Annotated in this window: 25 protein-coding genes and 4 tRNA genes; 9 read left to right on the plus strand and 20 right to left on the minus strand. The window is 71.0% G+C overall.

From position 1 onward, the window contains the following. Positions 1-37: 37 nt before the first annotated feature. The 3 genes from AC1DIW_RS14455 to AC1DIW_RS14465 all read right to left on the minus strand — a co-directional run bounded on the left by AC1DIW_RS14455 (position 38) and on the right by AC1DIW_RS14465 (position 3,239). On the minus strand, positions 38-1,771 hold the full coding sequence (locus AC1DIW_RS14455; RefSeq protein WP_478109008.1) for a SulP family inorganic anion transporter: 1,734 nt from the start codon (positions 1,769-1,771) through the stop codon (positions 38-40). A gap of 150 nt (positions 1,772-1,921) precedes the next feature. Continuing rightward, a tRNA-Arg gene (locus AC1DIW_RS14460) sits at positions 1,922-1,994 on the minus strand. 54 nt (positions 1,995-2,048) lie between these two features. Beyond that, a complete protein-coding gene (locus tag AC1DIW_RS14465; RefSeq protein WP_478109010.1) occupies positions 2,049-3,239 on the minus strand; it encodes a PrsW family intramembrane metalloprotease in 1,191 nt (396 codons plus the stop codon). Between the two features lie 94 nt (positions 3,240-3,333). Between AC1DIW_RS14465 and orn the strand changes: the two genes are divergently transcribed. From orn to AC1DIW_RS14480, 3 genes are all read left to right on the plus strand, one after another. Further along, positions 3,334-3,975: an oligoribonuclease gene (orn, locus tag AC1DIW_RS14470; RefSeq protein ID WP_442280373.1), complete on the plus strand. Its 642-nt coding sequence runs from the start codon at positions 3,334-3,336 to the stop codon at positions 3,973-3,975. A gap of 126 nt (positions 3,976-4,101) precedes the next feature. Then, positions 4,102-4,177: transfer RNA gene (locus AC1DIW_RS14475), tRNA-His, on the plus strand. A gap of 400 nt (positions 4,178-4,577) precedes the next feature. After that, positions 4,578-4,650: transfer RNA gene (locus tag AC1DIW_RS14480), tRNA-Lys, on the plus strand. A gap of 89 nt (positions 4,651-4,739) precedes the next feature. Here the strand turns inward: AC1DIW_RS14480 and AC1DIW_RS14485 are convergent. From AC1DIW_RS14485 to AC1DIW_RS14500, 4 genes are all read right to left on the minus strand, one after another. Continuing rightward, positions 4,740-5,081 carry a GroES family chaperonin gene (locus AC1DIW_RS14485; RefSeq protein WP_442280374.1) on the minus strand — a complete coding sequence of 114 codons (342 nt, stop codon included), beginning with the start codon at positions 5,079-5,081 and terminating at the stop codon, positions 4,740-4,742. A 41-nt stretch (positions 5,082-5,122) separates the two neighbouring features. Next, entirely contained in the window at positions 5,123-5,374 is a 252-nt protein-coding gene (locus tag AC1DIW_RS14490) for a DUF3618 domain-containing protein (protein ID WP_478109012.1), read from the minus strand. A 28-nt stretch (positions 5,375-5,402) separates the two neighbouring features. Beyond that, positions 5,403-5,876, minus strand: coding sequence for a thioredoxin-dependent thiol peroxidase (bcp, locus tag AC1DIW_RS14495; RefSeq protein WP_442280376.1), 474 nt, complete (start codon positions 5,874-5,876; stop codon positions 5,403-5,405). A 91-nt stretch (positions 5,877-5,967) separates the two neighbouring features. Next, a tRNA-Leu gene (locus AC1DIW_RS14500) sits at positions 5,968-6,048 on the minus strand. Between the two features lie 109 nt (positions 6,049-6,157). Between AC1DIW_RS14500 and AC1DIW_RS14505 the strand changes: the two genes are divergently transcribed. Continuing rightward, positions 6,158-6,397, plus strand: a complete 240-nt coding sequence (locus AC1DIW_RS14505; RefSeq protein WP_478109014.1) for a hypothetical protein — start codon at positions 6,158-6,160, stop codon at positions 6,395-6,397. A 40-nt stretch (positions 6,398-6,437) separates the two neighbouring features. Then, positions 6,438-6,866 carry a RidA family protein gene (locus AC1DIW_RS14510; protein ID WP_478109016.1) on the plus strand — a complete coding sequence of 143 codons (429 nt, stop codon included), beginning with the start codon at positions 6,438-6,440 and terminating at the stop codon, positions 6,864-6,866. Here the strand turns inward: AC1DIW_RS14510 and AC1DIW_RS14515 are convergent. The 7 genes from AC1DIW_RS14515 to clpS form a co-directional block, all read right to left on the minus strand. After that, complete coding sequence (locus AC1DIW_RS14515) at positions 6,853-8,418, minus strand: molybdopterin-dependent oxidoreductase (RefSeq protein ID WP_442280379.1); 1,566 nt, start codon at positions 8,416-8,418, stop codon at positions 6,853-6,855. The two genes, AC1DIW_RS14510 and AC1DIW_RS14515, sit on opposite strands and share 14 nt — an antisense overlap. Beyond that, positions 8,415-9,035 carry an RdgB/HAM1 family non-canonical purine NTP pyrophosphatase gene (rdgB, locus tag AC1DIW_RS14520; protein WP_442280380.1) on the minus strand — a complete coding sequence of 207 codons (621 nt, stop codon included), beginning with the start codon at positions 9,033-9,035 and terminating at the stop codon, positions 8,415-8,417. Before rdgB ends, AC1DIW_RS14515 begins: the two co-directional genes overlap by 4 nt. After that, a complete protein-coding gene (gene rph / locus AC1DIW_RS14525; RefSeq protein WP_478109018.1) occupies positions 9,032-9,817 on the minus strand; it encodes a ribonuclease PH in 786 nt (261 codons plus the stop codon). The genes rdgB and rph overlap by 4 nt, the downstream gene beginning before the upstream one ends. Positions 9,818-9,932: 115 nt before the next feature. Further along, the gene (locus AC1DIW_RS14530) at positions 9,933-10,802 is read right to left on the minus strand and encodes an aldo/keto reductase (protein ID WP_442280382.1); all 870 of its coding nucleotides are present in this window, start codon (positions 10,800-10,802) and stop codon (positions 9,933-9,935) included. Positions 10,803-10,937: 135 nt separating this feature from the next. After that, on the minus strand, positions 10,938-11,705 hold the full coding sequence (locus tag AC1DIW_RS14535) for an MBL fold metallo-hydrolase (protein ID WP_442280383.1): 768 nt from the start codon (positions 11,703-11,705) through the stop codon (positions 10,938-10,940). 56 nt (positions 11,706-11,761) lie between these two features. Further along, entirely contained in the window at positions 11,762-12,484 is a 723-nt protein-coding gene (locus tag AC1DIW_RS14540; protein ID WP_478109020.1) for a DUF2017 domain-containing protein, read from the minus strand. After that, on the minus strand, positions 12,484-12,789 hold the full coding sequence (clpS, locus tag AC1DIW_RS14545) for an ATP-dependent Clp protease adapter ClpS (RefSeq protein WP_344255443.1): 306 nt from the start codon (positions 12,787-12,789) through the stop codon (positions 12,484-12,486). The genes AC1DIW_RS14540 and clpS overlap by 1 nt, the downstream gene beginning before the upstream one ends. 73 nt (positions 12,790-12,862) lie before the next feature. On the opposite strand from clpS, the gene AC1DIW_RS14550 reads away from it, so the two are divergent. Continuing rightward, positions 12,863-14,176, plus strand: coding sequence for a nicotinate phosphoribosyltransferase (locus AC1DIW_RS14550; protein ID WP_478109022.1), 1,314 nt, complete (start codon positions 12,863-12,865; stop codon positions 14,174-14,176). Positions 14,177-14,179: 3 nt separating this feature from the next. After that, positions 14,180-14,794: an isochorismatase family protein gene (locus AC1DIW_RS14555; protein WP_442280386.1), complete on the plus strand. Its 615-nt coding sequence runs from the start codon at positions 14,180-14,182 to the stop codon at positions 14,792-14,794. Between the two features lie 53 nt (positions 14,795-14,847). On the opposite strand, the gene AC1DIW_RS14560 is transcribed toward AC1DIW_RS14555, so the two are convergent. The 5 genes from AC1DIW_RS14560 to AC1DIW_RS14580 form a co-directional block, all read right to left on the minus strand. Further along, positions 14,848-15,213 (minus strand): hypothetical protein, encoded by a 366-nt coding sequence (locus AC1DIW_RS14560; RefSeq protein WP_442280387.1) that lies wholly within the window; start codon positions 15,211-15,213, stop codon positions 14,848-14,850. Between the two features lie 25 nt (positions 15,214-15,238). Beyond that, the gene (locus AC1DIW_RS14565; protein WP_478109024.1) at positions 15,239-16,621 is read right to left on the minus strand and encodes a DUF4331 domain-containing protein; all 1,383 of its coding nucleotides are present in this window, start codon (positions 16,619-16,621) and stop codon (positions 15,239-15,241) included. Positions 16,622-16,623: 2 nt separating this feature from the next. Further along, on the minus strand, positions 16,624-16,890 hold the full coding sequence (locus AC1DIW_RS14570) for a hypothetical protein (protein WP_478109026.1): 267 nt from the start codon (positions 16,888-16,890) through the stop codon (positions 16,624-16,626). A gap of 255 nt (positions 16,891-17,145) precedes the next feature. After that, positions 17,146-17,823 carry an IclR family transcriptional regulator gene (locus tag AC1DIW_RS14575; protein WP_478109027.1) on the minus strand — a complete coding sequence of 226 codons (678 nt, stop codon included), beginning with the start codon at positions 17,821-17,823 and terminating at the stop codon, positions 17,146-17,148. Between the two features lie 4 nt (positions 17,824-17,827). Next, positions 17,828-19,102, minus strand: a complete 1,275-nt coding sequence (locus AC1DIW_RS14580) for a homogentisate 1,2-dioxygenase (protein ID WP_442280391.1) — start codon at positions 19,100-19,102, stop codon at positions 17,828-17,830. 81 nt (positions 19,103-19,183) lie between these two features. On the opposite strand from AC1DIW_RS14580, the gene AC1DIW_RS14585 reads away from it, so the two are divergent. Next, complete coding sequence (locus AC1DIW_RS14585) at positions 19,184-20,053, plus strand: hypothetical protein (protein WP_478109029.1); 870 nt, start codon at positions 19,184-19,186, stop codon at positions 20,051-20,053. After that, positions 20,050-21,285, plus strand: a complete 1,236-nt coding sequence (gene fahA / locus AC1DIW_RS14590; RefSeq protein WP_478109030.1) for a fumarylacetoacetase — start codon at positions 20,050-20,052, stop codon at positions 21,283-21,285. Before AC1DIW_RS14585 ends, fahA begins: the two co-directional genes overlap by 4 nt. A 22-nt stretch (positions 21,286-21,307) precedes the next feature. Here the strand turns inward: fahA and AC1DIW_RS14595 are convergent, their stop codons facing one another. Then, complete coding sequence (locus tag AC1DIW_RS14595) at positions 21,308-22,870, minus strand: DHA2 family efflux MFS transporter permease subunit (protein WP_478109032.1); 1,563 nt, start codon at positions 22,868-22,870, stop codon at positions 21,308-21,310. Positions 22,871-22,970 lie beyond the last annotated feature (100 nt).

Genomic DNA, 22,970 nt, shown 5'->3' on the forward strand with positions numbered 1-22,970 from the left:
TCAGCCGGAACAGACCAAACCGAGACGTTCCTGCCCCTCACGGGTCGGGCAGCGCGTCGGGTCGAGCGGCCGGTGGTTGCGCGCGTTCGCGCAGCTCGGCCTGCACGGCCCGGGAGATGTTGCCGTGGACGTGGTCGGCTCCGAGTCGATCCAGCACCCCGTCGACCTCGAGCGTGGCCCGCACGGAGGCCTTGAGCCGGGCCAGACGCAGCACGACGGCCGAGTCGTGGGCGAGGTCGAGCACGTCGCCCATCTTGGCCGACCCCTGGGAGTCGACGAAGTCGATGCCGCCGCAGTCGAGCACGATGCCGAAGACCCCCGGCTCCGAGTGGATGACCTCCCTGATCCGGTCCTCGAGGGCGTCGGAGGTGGCGAAGAAGAGGCCGCCGTCCATCCGGATCACCGCGATGCCGGGCACGACCTCGCCGTCCGGGTGGTCGCTGAGGTCGCGGTAGACGTCGGTGCCGGGCTCGCGCGCGAGGGTCGGGATGTGCGGCCTCGTCGCGACCTTGACGAGCCAGAAGATCGAGAGCGCCACGCCGATGAGGACACCGGCCAGCACGCCGAAGACGAGGGCACCCAGCAGGGCGGCGAGCGCCACCCCGAAGTCGAACCGCTTGACCCGGAGGAGCCGCCTCATCTCCGGGAGGTCCATCATGCCCATGACGACGGCCTCGATGATGATCGCGGCGAGCACGGGCTTCGGCAGGCCGGAGAAGAGCGGCGCCAGCAACAGCAGGGTCAGCAGGACGCCGAACCCGGTGGTGAGCGAGGCCAGCCCCGACCTGGCCCCGGAGTGGTCGTTGAGCGAGCTTGCCGACAGGCTCGTCGAGACCGGCATCCCCTGGAGGAGTCCGGCCCCCGCATTGGCGACTCCCTGAGCCACCGACTCCTGGTCGACGTCGATCTGGTAGCGGTGCCTGGCGGCGAAGGCACGGGCGTCGCCGGCGGTCTGTGAGAAGCCGATGAGCACGAGCGCGAAGGCAGCGACGGCCCCGACTCCGACGTGGTCCCACATCAGGGTCAGGTCGGGCACGACGACGGTCGGCAGGCCTCGCGGCACGTCTCCGACGAGTGCCACGCCGCGGTCGCCGAGACCCAGCAGCCACGAGGCCAGCAGGCCGCCGACCACCAGCACGAGAGCCCCGGGCACCTGCGGCGCGACGACCCGCAACCCGAAGACGACGGCGAGCGAGAGGACGCCGACCACGACCGTCGTGCCGTGCGCTGCTCCGAGGGGCGTCAGCCACGACCACAGCTCCTGGATCGGGTTGCTGCCCGAGACCGTCGTGCCGGTGAGCTTGGGCAGCTCACCGATGACGACGTCGAGCGCAGCCCCGAAGAGGAAGCCGGTGACGACGGCGCGCGAGAGGAACTGCGCGATCCACCCCATCCTGAGCACCGCGACGACCAGGTACAGCAGTCCCGATGCGAGCGTGATCCCGGCGACGAACGACGCGACGGCCTTCTCGTCGACGATGCCGGCGGCGAGGACGGCGCTCGCGGCCACGGCCGCCAGTCCGGAGCTCGGCCCGACGGAGATCTGCCGGCTCGTGCCGAAGATCGCGTAGAGAATCGCGCCGGCCGCCGCGGCATACAAGCCGTTCTGCAGCGGGATCCCGGCGATGCCGGCATAGCCGAGGTTCTTGGGGACGACCAGCGCGAGCACGGTCACCCCGGCGATGAGGTCGCCACGCAACCAGCTGCGGTCATAGGTGCGCAGCCAGCCGATGATGGGGACCCGGCTCGTTCCCGTGGTCCGACCCGTCATCTGACCGCCGCCCCTCCCGTCAGGGGCACGCGGCGGCGGCGCCTGGAGGGACGAGTGCGCTCGTGCGGCTGACGGTTCCCATGATGGCAGCGGACGCCGCGGCGTCGCGGGGGTTTCGACCGGGCACGCCCCGGGGCCGAACGAGAACGGCGCCCCCGGCAGGACTCGAACCTGCGACCAAGAGATTAGAAGGCTCTTGCTCTATCCGCTGAGCTACAGGGGCCGTCGCCCCAACCGGGGCCGTCCAATGATAGGCACCCCGGGCCGGGACGGCCGGTCAGGTCACGGGCGAGCCGACGAAGCCACGACGATGGGCCGTGATCGCCTCGAGCAGGACCATCTCCCGTTCCGAGGCCCCGTCCTCGGCCGTCCCGTGGACCAGCCGGGATCGCAGCAGCGCGAGGTCGCTGGCGCTGTCCTGGAACGCGTCCATCGAGCGCCTCGCCGGGCGGCCGCCGTTCTGCCCGGCCCAGGCCCGCGCCGCGCGGCGCAGCCGGAGGTTGGAGAGCATCGCGACCTCGGCGTGGGTGAGCCACCCGGCGTCCGCATACGGCGACAGGTACCGCCCGATGAGGCGACCCTCACGACGACGGAGCCAGATGAGGAATCCGATGAAGGCGAGGAAGAGCGGCACCTGGTAGGTCACGTACGCCGCGAAGAAGCCGTCCATGCCGGCCAGGGCCGAGAGGTTCCAGGCGCCGTGGAGCAGCATCGCGCACACCCATCCGGTGAGGATCGCCACGACGCGCACGACCGGCCGCCGCGCGGTCACGGCGATGCCGATGCCGATGCCGGTGAGGGAGGTGAAGAGCGGGTGCCCGAAGGGGCCCATGAGCCCGCGGACGAGGAACGTCGACGTGAGCCCCTCGCTGCCGTACTCGTTGTAGGCCTGCCCGAGGTAGAGGATGTTCTCGCTGAACGCGAAGCCCGCCCCGATGAGGCCGGCGTAGACGATGCCGTCGATGATGCCGTCGAACTCGCGGCGACGGAACAGGTAGATGAGCAGGATGCCGAGTCCCTTGAGGGTCTCCTCGGTGATCGGCGCCAGGTAGACCGCGCCCGTCTCGAGCGGGTCGCTCCACCGCGCCTCGACGAGGATCTTGAGCCCGAACGTGTTGAGGAAGAAGGCGCCGACGACGGCGACCAGGGCTCCCCACAAGAAGGCGAAGACGATGTAGCGCACCGGCTCGGCCTCGTAGCGGTCGAGCCAGAGGAACGTCGGCACGATGACGAGGAGCGGGATGACCGCCATCAGGACGGACGTGGTGAGCGTCTGCGTCGTCAGCCGCTCCCCGAGGATGCCGAGCAGGATGAGCAGGCACACGAGGAAGAGGGAGGCCGCGACGCCGATCGTCAGCGCCGTGCGAAGCATCGGTCGCCGGGTCGGGTTGCGCACCGAACTCCATTGCTGCGTCGGCCCGCCCGGGCTTGCGCCCGGCCCTGGTGTCGTCACGTCCCCTGAAGTCATGAGGGCAGGCTAGTGCAGCGACGCTCCCCCGCACCCGGACGCACGCCCGCGCGACGCGAGGGGTCCGGTCGCCCTCAGCCTCTATGGTGGAGCGGTGAGCGACACCAACCACCGAGCCATCGCCGACCGGATCATCTGGATCGACTGCGAGATGACGGGCCTGTCCCTGAAGTCCGACGCCCTGGTGGAGGTGGCTGCCCTCGTCACGGACTTCGAGCTCAACCAGCTCGGCGACGGCATCGACGTCGTCGTCAAGCCACCGGCCGAGGCCCTCGAGCAGATGGACGACTTCGTCCGTGACATGCACACCACCTCCGGCCTCATCAACGAGCTCGACTCGGGCGTGACGCTGCAGGAGGCCGAGCACATCGTCCTCGACTACGTCCGTACGTTCGTCCCCGAGCCGCGCAAGGCCCCGCTCGGTGGCAACACCGTGGCCACCGACCGGGGGTTCCTCTCGCGGGACATGCCCGTGCTCGAGTCCTACCTGCACTACCGGATCATCGATGTCAGCTCGATCAAGGAGCTGTCGCGCCGCTGGTATCCCCGCGTCTACTTCAACGCGCCCAAGAAGTCCGGAGGCCACCGGGCCCTGGCCGACATCCGCGAGTCGATCGCCGAGCTGCGCTACTACCGCCAGGCCGTCTTCGTCCCGCAGCCGGGCCCCGACAGCGCCACCGCGAAGGCTCTGGCGACGCCCCACGTCATCGAGCACGGAGCCGCCGACCCCGCCTGACGGCATACGACCACCGAGGGCGTATGCCGTCCGTCGGGGTGGTCACGAGCACCTCGCGAGAGCCTGTAGCATTGTCGACGCCGTGACACGGCGCCGAGCCCTCGGGCCCGGCTCGTGTTGTGCATGGTGGGTGTAGCTCAGCTGGTAGAGCACCTGGTTGTGGTCCAGGTGGCCGCGGGTTCAAGTCCCGTCACTCACCCCATGGTCCTGCCCGGCAGGACGATCCCGTGGCCCGGTGCCCCTCACGAGGGGCACCGGGCCACGGTCGTGTCCAGGTCCGGTGCGACCGCTCTCAGTGCGGCCTCGGCCTGCGGCATGCCGCACAATGGACCCATGCTCATGGGGAACAAGAAGGCCCAGCGGATCACGGTCGGCGTCATCATCGGCGTCATCGTGCTCGGCCTCGCGCTGACCCTCCTGTCGACCGCGAGCGCCACGTCGTAGTCCCGCCCAAGCGCTCGGCGCCTCAGCGGCAGCGCACCTGAATCCGCTCTGACGAGCGGCGATCCGGTGCCCCGCGAGACCCCAGGGCCTGACTCCGGACGGGCCGCGACGGCCGATTTTGTCCCGACGCGGGGCGGCTGCTAACGTTTCCCCTCGTTGCGCCGCTAGCTCAATTGGCAGAGCAAGTGACTCTTAATCACTGGGTTCGGGGTTCGAGTCCCTGGCGGCGCACTTCAAGACCCCCGTTCGGATCACTCCGGACGGGGGTCTTCTCGTTCGCCGGCAGTCGCGCACCTACCGGCGCACGCCAGCCGCGGACCTCAGAGGTAGAGCCCGGTCTGCCCGTCCTCGACGCGCTGGGCGGCGACGGCGTGGATGTCGCGTTCGCGCAGCAGCACGTAGCCCTTGCCCTGCAGCTCCACCTCCGCGCGCTCCTCGGGGTCGAAGAGCACGCGGTCGCCGAGCTGCACCTGGCGCACGGTGGGGCCGGTGGCGACGACCTCGGCCCAGGCGAGGCGCTTTCCGACGGAGGCCGTCGAGGGGATGAGGATGCCCCCGCCGGAGCGCCGCTCGCCCTCCGTCTCGAGCGAGACGAGGACGCGGTCGTGCAGCATCCGGATGGGCAGCAGCTCGGCCGCCGACGCGGACTCCTTCTTCGCCATGGTGGTCGCGTGAGGTGAGCAGTCAGGTGGTGCAGTCCGGCTCAGCGGCGGCGGCGGAGCAGGCCGACGGCGACCACGACGACGACCACGGCCGCGACGACGGCGGCGACGCGCTCGACGCGCAGCTCGCCGTCCTCGGTGTGCGTCGCCGCATCGAGACGGAGCCTGAGGCCCTGGAGCTGCCGTTGGGCGATGACCTGGGGCTGGGCGCGGTAGGCCAACTCGTTGACGGTGCCCTCGAGGCGCGTGCGGGCGGCCTGGATGTCCTGCTCGATGCGTGCGGTGTCGCTCATCTGGTTTTCCTTTCGGGAGGTGCGGACTCTAGTCGGCGATGCCGAGGTCGCGACGGAGCTTGGCCACGTGGCCGGTCGCCTTGACGTTGTAGAAGGCGTGGCTCACCTTGCCCTCCTCGTCGACGACGAAGGTGGACCGGATGACGCCCTCGACGGTCTTGCCGTAGAGCTTCTTCTCTCCCCAGGCGCCGTATGCCGTGTGGACCGCGAGGTCCTCGTCGCTGAGCAGCGGGATGGTCAGGTGGTCGCGCTCGCGGAACTTCGCCAGCTTGGCAGGCTTGTCCTTGGAGATCCCGACGACCTCGTAGCCGTCCTTCTTCAGCGAGTCGAGCGACTCGCTGAAGTCGCAGGCCTGCTTGGTGCAGCCGGGGGTCATGGCGGCCGGGTAGAAGTAGACGATGACCTTGCGGCCGGCGAAGTCAGCGAGGCTGACGGTCTGGCCGGCGTCGTCGGTCAGGCTGAAGGCGGGCGCCTGCTGTCCCGGCTCTAGTCGTGCGGTCACGATCTGCTCCTTCGTCGTCTCGTCCAGCGGGCTCGTACCCGTTCCGGCCGTGGCCGGGCGGTGCTGCCGGGTGCTGCCGGGTGCTGCCGGGTGCGGACGGCGGGACTCGAACCCGCACACCTAGGGCACAGGAACCTAAATCCTGCGTGTCTACCAGTTCCACCACGTCCGCTCGCGGGGTGCGCGCCCCCACTGTAGTTGCCACCCCGGCGTATCACGGCCCGCGCCTCCGGCTCCGACCTGGAGAGGTTCTCGACGAAACGTGCAGCAGGAGGTGTCTCGTGGACGAACCGAACGGCACGAGCGGACCGGCGCTCGACACGACGACGTGCCCGGAGTGCGGCGCCGTGGCCGAGGTGACGGAGCGAGCCGTGCTCGAGAGCACCGCGGGCCCTGTCGAGCACGTGCGGGTCGTGTGCCTCGACCGGCACTGGTTCCTCCTGCCCGCGGAGTCGGTGACCAGCGCCACCGCGGCCGGCCGGAGCTGTCCCGTCCCGGCGGGCTCGCGCGCGAAGCGCTGAACCCCGGCCCCGTCTCCCCGGGCACGACTAGCCTGCGGCCATGAGGCAGAACGTCGGGACGGGCAGCGCCTGGGAGGGCGTCGTCGGCTACTCACGAGCCGTCCGCGTCGGCGACACCGTCCACGTGGCCGGAACCACCGCGATCCGCGAGGGCAGGGTCGTCGCAGCGGGTGACGCCTACGAGCAGGCGCGTGTGGCGCTGGAGATCGTCGTCGAGGCGCTCGCCACGTGCGGCGCGTCACCCGCCGACGTCGTGCGGACGCGGATGTTCGTCACCGACATCCGCGACTGGGAGGCGGTCGGCCGGGCGCACGGCGAGGTCTTTGCCGACGTGCGGCCCGCGTCGACCATGGTCCAGGTCACCGCTCTCATCGACCCCGACCTGCTCGTCGAGATCGAGGCGGACGCCGTCGTGGGCTCCGCCGCGGCCGTCGCAGCCGACGAACCCTCGGGCGTCACTCCACCCTGACGTTGACGACGTGGATGCCGGTGGCGCCGTCAGGGGCGGGCGGCGCCTCGAGCGGGGACTGCACCTGGCCCTTGGCGTCGTAGGCACGCACGCGGACGTCGTGGCTGCCGGGAGTCGCGTCCCACTCGTAGACCCACTGCCGCCACGTGTCGATGCTCGCGTCCGCGGCGAGGCGCGCCTCGGTCCACGGCTGCTGGTCGACCTGCACCTCCACCTTGGAGATGCCCGTGTGCTGCGCCCACGCGACCCCGGCGACGGCGACGGTACCCGCCTTGACGACGGCACCGGCCTGCGGGACGTCGATGCGCGACGCGGTCTTGATCGGCCCGGTCGCCGACCATCCGCGTGGCGTCCAGTAGGCCACGTCGGCGGCATACGTCGTGACCTTGAGCTCGGTCACCCACTTGGTGGCCGAGACGTAGCCGTAGAGCCCGGGCACGACGACCCGGACGGGGAAGCCGTGCTCGAAGGGCAGCGGCTCGCCGTTCATCCGGATCGCGAGCAGGGCGTTGCGGTCGTCGGTGAGGGCGCCGAGAGGTGTCGAGGCGGTGAAGCCGTCGATGCTCGTCTGCAGCACCATGTCGGCGCCTGCCTTGGGCCCGGCCATGGCGAGGAGCTCGCGCACCGGCCACCCGGTCCACACGGCGTTGCCGACGAGGTCGCCGCCGACCTCGTTGGAGACGCAGGTCAGCGTGACGAGCGCCTCCTGCATCTGCTTGCCCTGCAACGTCTTCCAGTCGATCTCGACCTCACGGTCGACCATGCCGGTGACCTTGAGCTTCCACTCGTTGGCGTCGATGCGCGGGACGACGATGGCGGTGTCTATGCGGTAGAAGTCGGCGTTCGGGACGATGTAGGGGGTCAGGCCCGGCAGCCTCAGGTCGGCGCCGGCGGGGATGGCCAGCTTCGTGCCCTTGAGCGGAGTGCTCTTCAGGGCGTCACGCGACACCGTCGCTGCCGCGGAGCCGCCCCCGAGCAGACTGCCGGCGTATGCCGCCACCGCACCGACCGCTCCCCCGATGAGCCAGCGCCGGCCGGGGTTGGGGGCGCCCGATGCGCTTGTCGACGGTGTCGCGGCGCGACTGAGGAACCACAGGCCGGCGGCGGTGCCGAGGATCGTCGGCAGGACGTCCGCCGGGCCCGCACCTGGGCGGCTGAGCACCGCTGCCGCCCCGACGAGGCCGACGACGGCGAAGACGACGAGCCCCGCGACGAGACGACGGCTGGCCAGGACGCCGATGGCGGCACACGCCAGCGCCAGCATGAGGACGGTCCCGACGAGCAGGGCCCGCTTGTCGTTGGTGCCGAACGTCGTGACGGCGAAGTCCTTGAGCCACGGCGGCGTCCGGTCGATGAAGGCTCCCCCGACCGCCGCGATCGGCGCCGGCTGTCCCGAGGACTGGCCCACGGCCGTGAGCACTGACGCCGCGAGCGTCGCGAGCCCGACCGTGAGCAGCCCGGCCACCACCCCGTCGAGGGCCCCCCACCACAGCGGACGAACCGGCTGCTGCGGGGCGGTCCCAGGACGGGTGGCCGGGCTGGTCGTGGTCATGGCCTCAGGTGCTCCTTCAGGTGTGGCACGAGTGCGCGGAAGGCGAGTGCCCGGTGCGAGACCTGGTTCTTCTCGTCCGCGTCGTACTCCGCCAGTGTGCGTTCGTTGCCGAGCGACTGGTCGGATGGGACGAAGATGGGGTCGTAGCCGAAGCCTCCCGTGCCCCTGGCCTCACGGGCCACCGTGCCGGGGAAGCGTCCCAGCTCGGCCGCCGACCGCCCGTCGGGCAGGACGATCGCGGCGGCGCAGACGAACGCCGCGGCGCGGTGCTCGTCGCGGACGTCGCCGAGCTGCGCGAGGAGCAGCTCGAGGTTGGCCCGGTCGCCCCCGCCCCCGGACCACCGGGCGCTGAAGATGCCGGGGGCACCTCCGAGCACGTCGACGGCCAGACCCGAGTCGTCGGCCAGGGCGGGCAGTCCCGTGACGTGGGCAGCGGACGCGGCCTTGAGGATCGCGTTCTGCTCGAACGTCACGCCGTCCTCGACGACGTCGGGCGCCTCGGGGTAGCCGTCGAGGCCGATGATCTCGAGCCCGAGGTCCGCGCTGACGTCGGCGAGGATCTCTCGCAGCTCCTCGACCTTGTTGCTGTTGCGGGTGGCGAGGACGACCTTCGTCACGCGACCACCCCGCCGTCCGTGGTCTCCTGCGACGCTCGAGTCGACGTCGGGACCGACGCCGACAGCGCGGCCTGCTGGCGGTCGGTCAGGTCGGCGCAGCCCTTCGTCGCGAGGTCGAGCAGCTGGCCGAGGAGGTCGCGGTCGAACGGCTCACCCTCCGCGGTGCCCTGGACCTCGATGAAGCGGCCGTCACCGGTCATGACGACGTTCATGTCGGTCTCGGCCGTCGAGTCCTCCGGGTAGTCGAGGTCGAGGACGGCGCGGCCCCCGACGATGCCGACGGAGATGGCGGCGACCGAGCCGGTGAGGGGCTGGGCCTTCCTGCCGATGAGGCCCTGCGAGCGGGCGTGCTCGATCGCGTCGGCGAGGGCCACGAAGGCGCCGGTGATGGCGGCCGTTCGGGTGCCGCCGTCGGCCTGCAGCACGTCGCAGTCGAGGACGATGGTGTTCTCGCCCAGGGCCTTGGTGTCGATGACGGCTCGCAGGCTGCGGCCGATGAGCCGGCTGATCTCGTGGGTGCGGCCGCCGATGCGGCCCTTGACGCTCTCGCGGTCGGAGCGGGTGTTGGTCGCCCGGGGCAGCATGGCGTACTCGGCGGTGACCCAGCCGGTGCCCTTGCCCTTGAGCCAGCGCGGCACGCCCTCGGTGAAGGACGCGGCGCACAGCACGCGCGTGCGCCCGAACTCGATGAGGACGCTGCCTTCCGCGTGGTCGAGCCAGTTGCGGGTGATCCGCACCTCGCGCGTCTGGTCGGGGGCACGGCCGTCATGTCGGTCAGTCATGCCCTCGAGGCTAGCCATGACTCCACGTTAGGCCTCAATCGCGGGGGCGGGGACGGGCCCGGACGCCTCGTTCGCGAAGCGTAAGGACCCGTCCCACAGTGCCTCCGGCGGCTCGTCAGTCGACGGTCTCGGCGGAGAGCCGCGCCACCTCGTCGGCGGACAGCTCGAGGTCGAGCGCCTGCACCGAGTCCTCGATGCTCTCCGGACGCGAGGCGCCGGGGATCGGCACGACCACGGGCGCGAGCGCGAGCTCCCACGCGAGCGCCACCCGCTGCGGGCTCACGTCGTGCGACCTCGCCACCTCTGCGAAGGCGTCGTGCCGGCTGCCGAGGTCCCCGGCCTTACTGATGCCGCCGAGCGGGCTCCACGGCAGGAAGGCGATGCCGAGCTCGGCGCACAGGTCGAGCTCGGCCCGGCTGCTGCGGAAGGCCGGCGAGAACTGGTTCTGCACCGACACGAGCCGGCCACCGAGCACCTCCTGCGCCTCGCGGATCTGGTCGGGGTTCGCGTTCGAGATGCCGGCCATCTCGATGACGCCCTCGTCGAGCAGGTCGCGGATTGCACCGACCGACTCGGCGTAGGGCACGTCGGGGTCGGGACGGTGGAACTGGTAGAGCCCGATGGCATCGCCGCCGAGCCGCTGGAGCGACGCCCTCGCTGCCTCCTTGAGGTGCTCCGGGCGCCCGTCGAGGGTCCACGACCCGTCGCCGGGGCGCAGGTGCCCGCCCTTGGTCGCGACGAGGACGTCCGACGAGCTGCCCGACCACGACGACAGGGCCTTGGCGATGAGGGACTCGTTGTGCCCCACCTCGTCGGCGTCACGGTGGTAGGCGTCAGCCGTGTCGATGAGGGTGACGCCGGCGTCGAGCGCGGCGTGGATGGTCCGGATCGAGCGGTCCTCGTCGGGCCGGCCCTCGATCGACATGGGCATGCCCCCGAGCCCGATCGCGCTGACCTTCCTCGATCCGATGGTTCGCTGCTGCAACGGTGCCTCCTTGGTTCGGTCATGGTGGTGGGCGGCGCACCCGCCACGTGACGAGTCGCGAACCGCACCGTGACGTTCCATACCCGGGTGCTCTCCTCCGACACCGGCCTCGGGCAACCGTCGGGGACTGTCCCGTCAGAGACAGTAGGTGGCGTCAGCCTGGGCGAGCTCGACGTCGCCCGGCCACACCGCCGCGGCCTGCTCGCGGCACACCTCGGGGTCGTTCCAGGCCGGGATGTGCGTCAGCATGAGGCGCCGCACTCCCCCGGCTCGCACGGCCGCCTCGGCCGCGCGACGGCCCGACAGGTGGATGTCGGGCACGGTGTCACGCCCGTCGACGAACGCCGCGTCGGCGAGCACGAGGTGGGCGCCCGTCATGAGCTCGTCGAGCTCGTCGCAGATGTCGGTGTCACCGGTGTAGGCCAGGACTCGGCCACCTGCCTCCACGCGGAAGCCGTAGGCCTCGACCGGATGGTTCACGCGGACCGGGGTGATGGTGAACGGTCCGACCGTCACGGGGTCGCGGTGGCGCAGGTCGCGGAAGTCGAAGACGCCGAGGACGTCCTCGGCCTCTCCGCTGCCGTAGGCACGGGCGAGGTGCGCGCCGGTGCCGGGTGGACCCCACACGGGCATCGTCGCTCGCCCGGGGCCGCCGGGGACGTAGCGCATCATGACGTAGAGACCGCACATGTCGATGCAGTGGTCGACGTGCAGGTGGCTGAGCAGGACGGCGTCGACGGCATACGGCTGGATGTGGCGCTGCAAGGCGCCCAGTGCGCCGTTGCCGAGGTCGAGCACGATGCTCCACGTGCGTCCCTCGTGCTCGGCACGCACGAGATAGGACGAGGCGGGCGAGCCCGGCCCGGCGAAGGATCCGGAGCACCCGACGATCGTGACGTCCACGCAACGAGCCTAGGTGCCCACACCGACGCCGGCCCGGCGACCGCGGGTCGGATGCGTCACACCGGGCCGTCCCGTGGACCGCCCTCGTCGGGGAGGTCCTCGAGGTCGTCGTCGTCCTCGTCATCGTCGTATGCCGTCACGACGTCGCGGAGGTCGGTGCCCATGAGCGCCTGGGTCAGGGTCTCCTGCAGCCAGGTGAGGAAGTCGTACCACGCCATGGCATAGCCCAGCGGGTCCTCGTCGTCGATGTCCTCCATCGCGGCGTGCAGCGCCTCGGCGTCCTCCTCGGTGCGCATGCCCATGCGCTCGCCGAGCAGGAGGCGGACGTCGGTGAGGGCCATGAGGAACGCCGGCGCCTGCGACTCGTCGAGCACGACGCGGTCGCCGGCGGCCTGCTCGACGCACTCGATCGCGACGTCGAGGTTGCCGCTCTTGCGCTGGCGCAACCCCTCCTCGGTGAGCCGGCGGAACTCGGCCGCGATCTGGTCGTCGCCACGGTGCGCGGTCGGCAGCAGCCGGTCCAACGCGGGGTCACGGTCGGCGAACGATGACGAGTCCGCTTCTGCGGCAGAGTCGTTCGCACCGGAAGCCGCTTGGTCGGCGGCACTCAGGGACAGGCCCATCGAGGCGACGAGGTCGTCGAACGCGTCACCGGTCGGCTCGATCTCCGGGGAGAGGAGCAGTCGCGTCTGCTGCATGAGTCCCTGGAGCACGAGGCGCTCGGTCGACTCGAGGACACCGACGTAGCGGCCGTGCTCCCGCAGGAAGGCGCGCGCCATCAGCTGTCCTTCTCGAAGGTGGCCCAGAGGCCGTAGCCCTGGAGGGCCTCGGCGTCGCGCTCCATGGACTCGCGCGGACCGTTGGACACGACGGCGCGGCCCTTGACGTGGACGTCCATCATCAGCTTCTCGGCCTTGGCCCGCGCGTAGCCGAAGTAGGTCTCGAAGACCCACGTCACGTAGGTCATGAGGTTGACGGGGTCGTTCCAGACGATCGTCACCCACGGCACGTCGGGTGCGACGACCTCGTCGGTGGAGGTCACCTCCTGCTCGACGGGAGCGAGGGAGAGGGTGGCTGCGGTCACAGGGCCACCCTAGGTCCACCGGGGTGCGCGGGGCAGACCGTCCCCGGCGACCGTTCGCGCCTAGGGTGGGCTCGTGAGCCCGACGAGCCCCCGCGCCCCGAGCACGGCGCTGCTGACCGACCACTACGAGCTGACGATGCTGCAGGCCGCGCTCGCCTCGGGCGAGGCCCGCCGCCGTTGCGTCTTCGAGGCGTTCGCCCGGCGGCTGCCCGACGGACGACGCTACGGCGTCATCGCAGGGACGGGCCGGGTGCTCGAGGCGCTCGAGCAGTTCCGCTTCGGCGACGACGAGCTCCGCTTCCTCTCGGACCAGAAGGTCGTCGACCGGGCGACCGTCGACTGGCTCGAGGGGTATCGCTTCTCGGGTGACGTCAGCGGCTACGCGGAAGGCGAGTGCTACTTCCCGCAGTCGCCGGTCCTCGTCGTCGAGTCGACCTTCGCGGAGGGCGTGATCCTCGAGACGCTCGTCCTGTCGATCCTCAACCACGACACGGCGATCGCGTCGGCCGCCTCGCGCATGACGACGGCCGCCGTGGGCAGGCCGTGCATCGAGATGGGGTCCCGGCGCACGCACGAGGAGTCGGCCGTCGCCGCCGCGCGCGCCGCCTACGTCGCAGGGTTCGAGGCGACGAGCAACCTCGAGGCCGGACGCCGCTACGGCGTCCCGACGACGGGCACCGCGGCCCACGCCTTCACCCTCCTGTACGACTCGGAGAAGGAGGCCTTCACCGCCCAGGTCGACTCGCTCGGCAAGGGCACGACCCTCCTCGTCGACACCTATGACGTGAGGACTGCGGTCGCGCTCGCGATGGAGATCGCCGGGCCCGAGCTGGGGGCGGTCCGGCTCGACTCCGGTGACCTGCTCATCCAGGCCACCGAGGTCCGCGCCCAGCTCGACGAGGCCGGCAACACCGACACACGCATCATCGTGACGTCCGACCTCGACGAGTACGCCATCGCCGGTCTCGCGGCCGGTCCGGTCAGCGGCTACGGCGTCGGCACCGCGCTCGTGACCGGCTCGGGCGCGCCCACGGCATCGATGGTCTACAAGCTCGTCCAGCGCGAGGACGCGTCGGGGCACATGCAGGGCGTGGCGAAGAAGAGCAAGGACAAGACCTCGGTCGGCGGCCGCAAGTGGGCGATGCGCCGGCTCAGCGACTCCGGCGTTGCGCAGGCGGAGGTCATCGGCATCGGCGAGCACCCGCGCGACGACGGCAACGACCGACCGCTCATGATCGACCTCGTCCGTGCCGGTGCGGTCGTCGACCACCAGGACATCCATGAGGCACGCGCGCGGCACGAGGCGTCGCGCGCCGAGCTCCCCAGAGCGGCCGCCCAGCTGTCGCGCGGCGAGCCCGTGATCCCCACCATCTACGAGGAGGACTGAGCCATGGCCAGATCCACGCGCCGCGACGGGGGACGGGCCCTGATCATCGTCGACGTTCAGAACGACTTCTGCGAGGGTGGCTCCCTGGCCGTGCGTGGCGGCGCCGACGTGGCCCGCCGGATCGGCGACCACGTCAACGCCCACGTGGCCGACTACGACCACGTCGTTGCGACGGCCGACTGGCACATCGACCCGGGCGAGCACTTCTCGGCCACTCCCGACTACGTCGACTCGTGGCCGGTCCACTGTGTCGCCGACAGCGACGGCGCCGACTTCCACCCTCACCTCGTCGGCGCGTTCGACAACATCGAGGCGGTCTTCCGCAAGGGCGAGCACGCGGCTGCCTACAGCGGATTCGAAGGCCGCTCCGCCGACGACGAAGGCGTGGCGTTGGCGACCTGGCTCACGGAGCGTGACATCTCCCGCGTCGACGTCGTCGGCATCGCCACCGACCACTGCGTCAGGGCAACCGCCGTCGACGCCCGACGCGAGGGCTTCGAGACGACGGTGCTGCTCGACCTCACGGCGGGGGTGGCTCGCGCGACGACCGACCAGGCGCTCGCCGAGCTCACCGAGGCGGGCGTGCGCCTGCTGGGCGCACCCACGGTCGAAGGCTGACGGCATACGCCAAATCCCTTGTGCGGCAAGGCCGCCCGCAACTCGGCATCAACTCATGGGTGATCATCAGGCCACGTGGCTCGGGTCACCGTTCCCCCGGCCACGGCCACGGTCAGGACGACCGGACCGTCAGGCAACGGGAACAGCTCGTGCTCGCCCTCGCGGACGGCCGGATAGACGAGCGCGTACGACAGACCGGCACCGGTCGGGCGAGCCACCACGGCCACGTGGGGGTGCGCCCCGTGGGGGTGGTGGTCGCCGTGGTCGTTCGGTGGATCCGCCGTCGCTCCGGCAGGACGGATCCCGACCTCGAGGCCCTCGGTGGACGCGGGCATGGAAACCACCACGGCCCCGATGTCGTCGCCGATGTCGAGCAGGACCGGCCCCTGCCCGGAATGGGGATTCTCAGCGGTGGGCATGGACCTCCTCCCGTTCGGGGTCGAGTCAGGCGGCCGGCGTGCCGGGCTTGCTCTGGAACCCGCCGGCGGGGTTGGGCATGTAGGGGAACGTGGGGAGCAGCGCCAGGTTGGTGTTGGTCGTGCCGTCCTGGAGGAGTGCGGCGGCCGCGTCGGGGGTGAACGAGTGGTCGACGAGCGGGATCGTCGCCCCGGCGACGGCCCGGAGCTCGATGGCCACGACGTTGTCGACGAGGCGTCGCCCGTTGGGGAAGCCGGCCGGGTCGCCGGCGATGAGACCGATCGGGTTCGGGTGCGCGGTCGGCCTGACGGCGAGGTTGAGACGCAGCAGGTCCGCCTGCGTCGGGCCGGTGAAGTTCTGGAACCCGGGGACGACCCCGGCCGGGATGCCCGTCAGCAGGATCGCGACCAGGTCCGCTCGGTCCTTCTTGTAGGCGGCGAGGTGCGGGAAGACGCCGGGGTAGAGCGCGGGCAGCAGTCGCGCGAGCTCGGGTCGCGCGACATACTTCGCGAACTGCCCGTCGTTGTGCGGGAACACGGTGTTCCAGCGGTCCTTGTCGGCCATGGGGGTGATGACCTCGTTGAAAAGCGGGTTGCCCAGCCGGGAGACCTGGCCGAAGGGGCCGTGTCCCGTGTAGCGGCCTTGCGCGTCCTCCCACATGAGGGCCTTCTGCCGACTGGCGGTGGCCCACACTCCGATGACGGACGAGGCCTTCATCGGGTCGCTGGGAAGGTCGCCGTTGCGGCTCACGTCGGAGATCGGCACCTGGATCGCGATGGTGTGCACGTTGAGGCCCTGCAGCCCGTTCACCCCCGCGGCGCTGGGCAGCGGGATGAGGTGCAGGTTCTGGAAGGGACGCAGGGCACCGAGATCGAAGACGCTGCCCAGGTCGACGTAGAAGGCATCCCCGCGCTGCCCGGCGAAGACGGTGCGGCTGCCCTGGATCGGGTGGACCGCCGCCGGCGTGAAGACGGCGCCGTAGTGCGGGGTGCTTCGGGTGCCGACGTTGACCGGCGGGCAGGCCAGGTTCGTGGCCAGACGCTGCGGCGCCTTCCCGCGCGCGATCCGCGTGACGGAGTAGAACTGCGGGCGGTTCCAGTTCGGGTCGTCGATCGAGGTGAGCGGGCCGGTGTTGTAGAGGAAGGTGTCGGCGTGGAGCACCTTCGTGGTGAACCGGAACTGGTACGTCACGTCGGCACGGGCGTCGCCCCGGTTGCTCACGTGGATCTCGTAGAGGACGTCGTCACCGAACTCGTAGAAGTTCGGGCCGCCCTGCGGGTTCTGGAAGGGAATGAAGTTCGCGATGAGGGTGACGGTGCGCAGCTTGTCGGGGCTGACGAAGGCGTAGACGTCGGTGTTGTCGGCGACGGGGTCCTTGGAGATCTCCGGTGCTTCCCGGTGCGAGGACATCGTCATCGCCCCGCTGCGCGCGTCAGGCGTCGGACGAGGTCGTGGTCCTGGACGACGACCTCGTCGTGGCCGACGTACAACACGACCGTGCCGGCCGCGGCATCGCGCACGTGGGCGACGAGCGGTTGGGTGCTGGCCGACGTGGACGCTGACGAGGACGCGGACGAGGAGGACGCCGCCCGGCTGCTGGGGGCTGCGGCCACGACCGCGGTGGTGACGGCGCCGGACCCGGCGACGGCCAGGAACGATCGGCGGGAGGCTTGGGACATGACCTGCTCCTTCTGACGGGAACCGCACTCTGGCAGGTGGCGGCCATCCGTCGGATGCGCAGACGAGGTCGCGACCGCAATCGACGCTACGCCGCCGGAGGCGCCGCGGTCGGTGGTTTCGCAGGCACCGCTGAGATCCGGGGGTCGCAAACCGGTCGGGTCGGACCAATGGGCGCCCCGAGCCGTCAAGCCGGTCTGGTCGTAGGTCGACCCGGTCGCCAGGCGTGGCGGACGAGGCGTGGTCTCAGCGTGGCTTCAGCGCAGAACCCCGCGGAGCGCCCGCGCCGCGCGCTCCAACCGGGGGCCGACGGCGCCCACGTCGAGGGGCTCGAGGGAGACGACGCCGACCGATGCCTCCACCCCACCGGGCGTGGGCTCGGCGCGGGTCGACAGGGACAGCGCGAGTCCGTGGGCTCCGGCCTGCAGCTCGCCGTCAGTGCCCACCACACCGGTCTCCCCCGCTCGACCGGCGAGGATCGCCCGCCCGGCCGCGCCCTGGTCGAGCGCGTGCCGCGCGCCGGATCGGTAGGCGACGTGGACGTCGGTCCAGGACGGTTCGACGACGACGAGGGCGAGCGCCTCGTCACCCTCGGCGATCGTCAGGTGCGCCGTCGCGCCGACGGCGTCGGCGAGCTCGCGCAGCACGGGCCGCGCCTCGCTGCGCACGATCGGCGTGACGGCAGAGGCAAGGCGGCTGATGCCGAGCGCGAGACGGACCCGCCCGTCGGTCGCCCGCGAGACGAGGTGGTGCTCCTCGAGCGTCGTGACGAAGCGGTAGACGACGGGTCGCCCGACCCCGAGCCGGGCCGCGAGCTCGGTGATCGTCAGGCCGGTCGACTCCCCACCCTCGGCGAGGGTCTCGAGCACGCGGATGCCCCGGTCGAGCGTCTGGGAGGACTCTCCACGCGGAGCCGCGGCCGCAGGACCGGGCACCCGGTCAGCCCTCGGAGTGCGCGCCGCCGGCCGAGGCCGACCGCCCTGCACTCTTGGACCACGACATCGCGTAGAGCCCGTCGTCGACGGCGAGCCCACCCTCGCCGAGTTCGAGCGGGCGGAACGTGTCGACCATGACGGCGAGCTCGTCGAAGCTCTCGATGCCGATCGAGCCCTCCGTGGCACCGGGCTGGGGCCCGTGCGCGTGGCCTCCGGGATGCACCGAGATCGACCCCTTGCCGATGCCCGAGCCCTTGCGGGCCTCGTAGTCACCGTCGACGTAGAACATGATCTCGTCGCTGTCGACGTTGGAGTGGTAGTACGGCACGGGGATGGCGAGGGGGTGGTAGTCGACCTTGCGCGGCACGAAGTTGCAGATGACGAAGTTCCAGCCCTCGAAGACCTGGTGCACCGGTGGCGGCTGGTGGATGCGGCCCGTGATGGGCTCGAAGTCACGCACGTTGAAGACGTACGGGTAGAGGCAGCCGTCCCAGCCGACGACGTCGAGCGGGTGGAAGGGCAGCGTGTGGATCGTGCCGACGACCCCGCCGGGCCCGTTGCCGCGGTGCTTGATGTAGACGTCGGTCTGCTCGTCGGGGGCCGCGCCGACGTCCTCGGCGAGGAGTGGTCCCTCCGGCTGCCGGAGGTCGCGCTCGCAGTAGGGCGCGTGCTCGAGGAGCTGGCCGTACTTGCTGAGGTAGCGCTTCGGTGGCGCGATGTGGCTGTTGGCCTCGATGCAGTAGGCGCGCAGTGGCTCGTCGTCGGAGGCCGCGGGGATCCAGCGGTGCGTCGTCGCCCGGGGGATGATGACGTAGTCGCCCTCCCCCACCTCGAAGGCGCCGAAGACCGTCTCGACGCGTGCGGCGCCGCGCTCGACGTAGACGCACTCGTCGCCGATGCCGTTGCGGTACCACGGGCTCGCTTGTGCGGCAACGGCATACGAGATGCGCACGTCGCCGTTGCCGAGGACGAGGCGGCGACCCGTCACGACGTCGGTCTGCGCGACGGAGCCGGCATCGAAGAGGTCGTGCAGCTTGAGGTGGCGCGGCGTCAGCGGGTGGTTCGGCGTCGTCGACTGGTCGGGCAGCTCCCACACCGCGGCGCCGATCGTCGTCGACGGGATGTTGCGGTGGTAGAGCAGCGAGCTGTCGGAGCTGAAGCCCTCCTCGCCCATGAGCTCCTCGTAGTAGAGCTCGCCCGGCGCTGTCCCCTCCCCCGGCCGCCGGTGCTGGGTGTGCCGTTTGGGCGGGATGCTTCCGACCGCCTGGTAGTGGGCCATGGGCGAGCCTCTCCGTCCGACCGCGTCCGATGAGCGGACGCTGATGTATCGCTATTGCAACAGTGGAGTACGCTCCCGGTCATGTCAAGGACGCCCTTCGCGCCGCTCTTCGACCGCCTCGTCGACGACGCCGCGGTGTTCCCGCCGGGCCTGGCCCCGCTCGACGTGGCCGTCCGTGAGCACCTCGACCGGCGCGTGGGGCCGTATGCCGCCCACATCGGTCCGCTGCTCGTGCCCGCCGCGTCGGCGGCCGAGCTCACGACCCTCGCAGCAGCCGACCCGCGGACGCTGCAGACACCGCTCGAGGTCAGTCTCGTCGTGCGGCCCGGGAGCCCGACGGAACCACTCGTCGACGCCCTCACGTCCCTGCGTGACGACGACAGGGTCCTCGTCACGGCCGCCGAGCTCGGCTGGTCGGACGACTGGCGGCAGGTCCTCCGCGCCGGGGTCCCCGTCGTCGTCGAGGTCGGCCTCGGTGAGGAGCAGGCGCGTGGACTCGACGACATCGCAGCCGCCGTCGACGAGGAGCACGACGTCACGGTGAAGTTCCGCACCGGCGCGACGCCGACGTGGGGCTGGCCGGACGAGCGGGTGCTCGGCGGCTTCCTCGACGCCGTCGTCCTGCACGGCCTGAGCTTCAAGCTGACGGGCGGACTGCACCACGCCGTCCGGGGTCGCCGCGGCGGTGAGCAGATGCACGGCCTGCTCAACGTCCTGCTCGCCACCCACGAGGCGCTGCACGGGGCGGAGGCCCACGAGCTCGCCGGCGAGCTCGGGCGTCGCGACACCGAGGTGCTCGTCACCGCCGTCGCCTCCCTGGGCACCGACGACGCCGAGCGCGTCCGCACGAGCTTCACGGCCTACGGCTGCTGTGGTGTGCTCGACCCCCTGACCGAGCTCGAGGCCCTCGGGCTCATCCCTGCGACCGACACGACGGAGGAGCACCGGTGACCACCTGGCTCGACGTGCCCGACGACCACCTCTTCGGCATCGACAACCTGCCCTACGGCGTCTTCAGCACCGCCGACGACCCCACCCGTCGGGTCGGCGTGCGCATCGGTGACGACGTGCTCGACGCCGGGGCGGTGGCTGCCGTCGGTCGCGACGCCGGACTCGTCGGCGACGGGCCCGACCTCGCGACCGCGTGGCAGACGCCGAGCCTCAACGCCTTCCTGGCGCTCGGCCGTCCGGCCTGGACGACGGCGCGGGCCTGGCTCACCGAGATCCTCCGCGACGAGGTGCACCGTGACGGGGTCACCCCCCACCTGCACCCGCTGGACGAGGTCGTGCTTCACCTGCCGATCGAGGTCGCCGACTACGTCGACTTCTACGCGAGCGAGGACCACGCGAGCAACGTCGGGCAGATCTTCCGCCCCGACAACGCCGCCCTTCCGCCGAACTGGAAGCACCTGCCGATCGGCTACCACGGCCGCGCGGGCACCGTCGTCGTCACGGGCACCGACGTCGTGCGTCCCAACGGCCAGCGCAAGGGCCCGAACGACCCCCTGCCGCTCTTCGGCCCGAGCATCCGCCTCGACATCGAGGCCGAGCTCGGCTACGTCGTGGGGGGCGCGACCGCCCTCGGCTCCCGTGTCTCGGTCGACGAGGCTGGCGACCACCTCTTCGGCGTCGTCATCCTCAACGACTGGAGCGCCCGCGACATCCAGGCGTGGGAGTACGTCCCGCTCGGACCGTTCCTCGGCAAGTCCTTCGCGACGTCGGTCTCGGCCTGGGTGACCCCCCTCGAGGCCCTCACGTCGGCGCGCGTTCCCCTTCCGGGACAGTCGGATCCGGAGATCCTGCCCTACCTGCGCGGGGACGTGTTCGGTCTCGACGTCCACGTCGAGGTGGCCCTCAACGGCACCGTCGTCTCCCGCCCCGAGCACTCCGGGATGTACTGGTCGCCGGCCCAGATGCTGGCGCACCTCACCGTCAACGGCGCCTCGGTCCGCGACGGCGACCTCTTCGGGTCGGGGACGATCAGCGGCCCGACCCGCGAGACCCGTGGCAGCCTGCTCGAGCTGACGTGGAACGGCACCGAGCCGCTGACGCTCGCGGACGGCACGACCCGTGGCTTCCTCGAGGACGGCGACGTCGTGACGATGACGGCCTGGGCGCCGGGTCCCGCCCGTGCGCGCATCGGTCTCGGTGAGGTCACCGGAACCATCCGCCCTGCCCCCTGAGCCTCGCGCCGACGTCTGGCACTCAGTGGACGATGGCCGCTGACGTCTCGGGCTGGTCGTCGAGGAAGTGCGAGTGCTCGTGCTTGCGCGGCAGGAAGGCGGCCGGGATCAAGGTGAGGGCGAGCAGGACCGCGGCGACGAGGAAGGTGCTGCCGAAGGCGTCGGCCGCGTCGGCCAGCCCCTTCTGGACGGCGACCTGACCACCGACGGAGTTGACGAGCGCCGGGTTGTGCAGTGCCGCGATGGCCGGACCCGCCAGGGCGGAGGCGCTGAGGTAGTTCGTGAAGACCACCGAGATGACGGCCACACCGATCGAGCTCGCGATCTGCTGCGAGATGTTGAGCAGCGTCGAACCGCGGGCCACCTGGTGGCTCTGCAAGGTCTTGAGCGCCGAGGTCATGAGCGGCATCATCGTGCCGCCCATGCCCAGGCCCATGACGAAGAGCACCGGGATCATGAAGCCCCAGTACGGCGTGTCGGTGCCCACCTGCGTCAGCGCGAACATGCCGCCGGTCATGAGCACCAGCCCGAAGGGCACGATGCGCCCCACGGGGATCCTGTCGGAGAGGGCACCCGCGATCGGCATCGTCACCATGGCGCCCAGGCCCTGCGGCACCATGAGGAAGGCCGCGTGGAGGGTGTCGAGCCCCCGGACCTGCTGGTAGTAGGTCGGAATCAGGAGCAGGCCGCCGAAGAAGGCGGCGGCGAACATGAACATGGTGATCGTCGCGGTGCTGAGGCGACGGTTGCGGAAGAGCCGCAGGTCGAGGAGCGGGTGCTTGGGGCGGAAGCTGTAGAAGACGAAGGTCACGATCATGACGAGCCCGATGCACAGCGGCACGAGCACCTTCTTCGCCATCACGGTCCCCTCCCCCGGGATGGAGCTGATGCCGTAGAGGAAGAGGGCCAGGCCGGGTGACATCAGCAGCATTCCCACGAAGTCGAACGACTCGGACGGCTCGGGCGCGTCGGAGGGCAGCGCCCACAACGCGTACAGCACCGCGACGGTGCCGATCGGCACGTTGATGAGGAAGATCCAGTGCCAGGACGCGACCTCGATCAGCCAGCCGCCGAGGATCGGCCCGAAGATCGGACCGAGCAGCATGGGCACGCCGAGGATCGCCATAAGCCTGCCCATCCGAGCCGGCCCGGCGGCCCGGGTCATGATGGTCATGCCGAGGGGCATGAGCATGCCGCCGCCCAGGCCCTGCAGGACGCGGAAACCGATGAGCATCTCGATGGACCCGGCGGTCGCGCACAGGGCCGAACCCGAGGTGAAGAGGACGACGGCCAGGATGTAGAGCCGCTTGGTGCCGAACCGGTCGGCTGCCCAGCCTGTCAGCGGGATGACCGTCGCGAGGGCGAGGGTGTAGGCCGTGACCGACCACGCGACCGTGGAGTACGCCAGGGCCTTCCCCGGGCTCTCGGCGAACACGGTCTGGAAGGTCGGCAGGGCGATGTTGACGACCGTGATGTCGAGGATGGACATGATGGCCCCGAGCACGACCACGCCGGCGATCTTGAGGACCGGCCCGTCGATCTTGTCGGGGTAGTCGGTCAGTGCAGGAGCGGCAGGAGTGGACACGATGACTCCGGTTCGGACGGTGGTACGTGGACAGCTGTGAGGCCGTGGCCGCAGGCTGCCCGGGTAGCTTTCATTGTCGCGCCGACCACCGACGGCAGCG

The sequence above is a fragment of the Terrabacter sp. 01T434 genome (assembly GCF_056398545.1).

Excerpts from the sequence above, each read along its gene's own strand:
- AC1DIW_RS14465 (WP_478109010.1), bottom strand. The coding sequence starts at position 3,239 with ATGACTTCAGGGGACGTGACGACACCAGGGCCGGGCGCAAGCCCGGGC.
- AC1DIW_RS14570 (WP_478109026.1), bottom strand. The coding sequence starts at position 16,890 with ATGTCCCAAGCCTCCCGCCGATCGTTCCTGGCCGTCGCCGGGTCCGGC.
- AC1DIW_RS14510 (WP_478109016.1), top strand. The coding sequence starts at position 6,438 with ATGAGGCAGAACGTCGGGACGGGCAGCGCCTGGGAGGGCGTCGTCGGC.
- rph (WP_478109018.1), bottom strand. The coding sequence starts at position 9,817 with ATGACTGACCGACATGACGGCCGTGCCCCCGACCAGACGCGCGAGGTG.
- AC1DIW_RS14565 (WP_478109024.1), bottom strand. The coding sequence starts at position 16,621 with ATGTCCTCGCACCGGGAAGCACCGGAGATCTCCAAGGACCCCGTCGCC.
- AC1DIW_RS14585 (WP_478109029.1), top strand. The coding sequence starts at position 19,184 with ATGTCAAGGACGCCCTTCGCGCCGCTCTTCGACCGCCTCGTCGACGAC.
- AC1DIW_RS14580 (WP_442280391.1), bottom strand. The coding sequence starts at position 19,102 with ATGGCCCACTACCAGGCGGTCGGAAGCATCCCGCCCAAACGGCACACC.
- AC1DIW_RS14485 (WP_442280374.1), bottom strand. The coding sequence starts at position 5,081 with ATGGCGAAGAAGGAGTCCGCGTCGGCGGCCGAGCTGCTGCCCATCCGG.
- AC1DIW_RS14455 (WP_478109008.1), bottom strand. The coding sequence starts at position 1,771 with ATGACGGGTCGGACCACGGGAACGAGCCGGGTCCCCATCATCGGCTGG.
- AC1DIW_RS14555 (WP_442280386.1), top strand. The coding sequence starts at position 14,180 with ATGGCCAGATCCACGCGCCGCGACGGGGGACGGGCCCTGATCATCGTC.
- AC1DIW_RS14540 (WP_478109020.1), bottom strand. The coding sequence starts at position 12,484 with ATGGCGCGCGCCTTCCTGCGGGAGCACGGCCGCTACGTCGGTGTCCTC.
- AC1DIW_RS14490 (WP_478109012.1), bottom strand. The coding sequence starts at position 5,374 with ATGAGCGACACCGCACGCATCGAGCAGGACATCCAGGCCGCCCGCACG.
- AC1DIW_RS14515 (WP_442280379.1), bottom strand. The coding sequence starts at position 8,418 with ATGACCACGACCAGCCCGGCCACCCGTCCTGGGACCGCCCCGCAGCAG.
- AC1DIW_RS14560 (WP_442280387.1), bottom strand. The coding sequence starts at position 15,213 with ATGCCCACCGCTGAGAATCCCCATTCCGGGCAGGGGCCGGTCCTGCTC.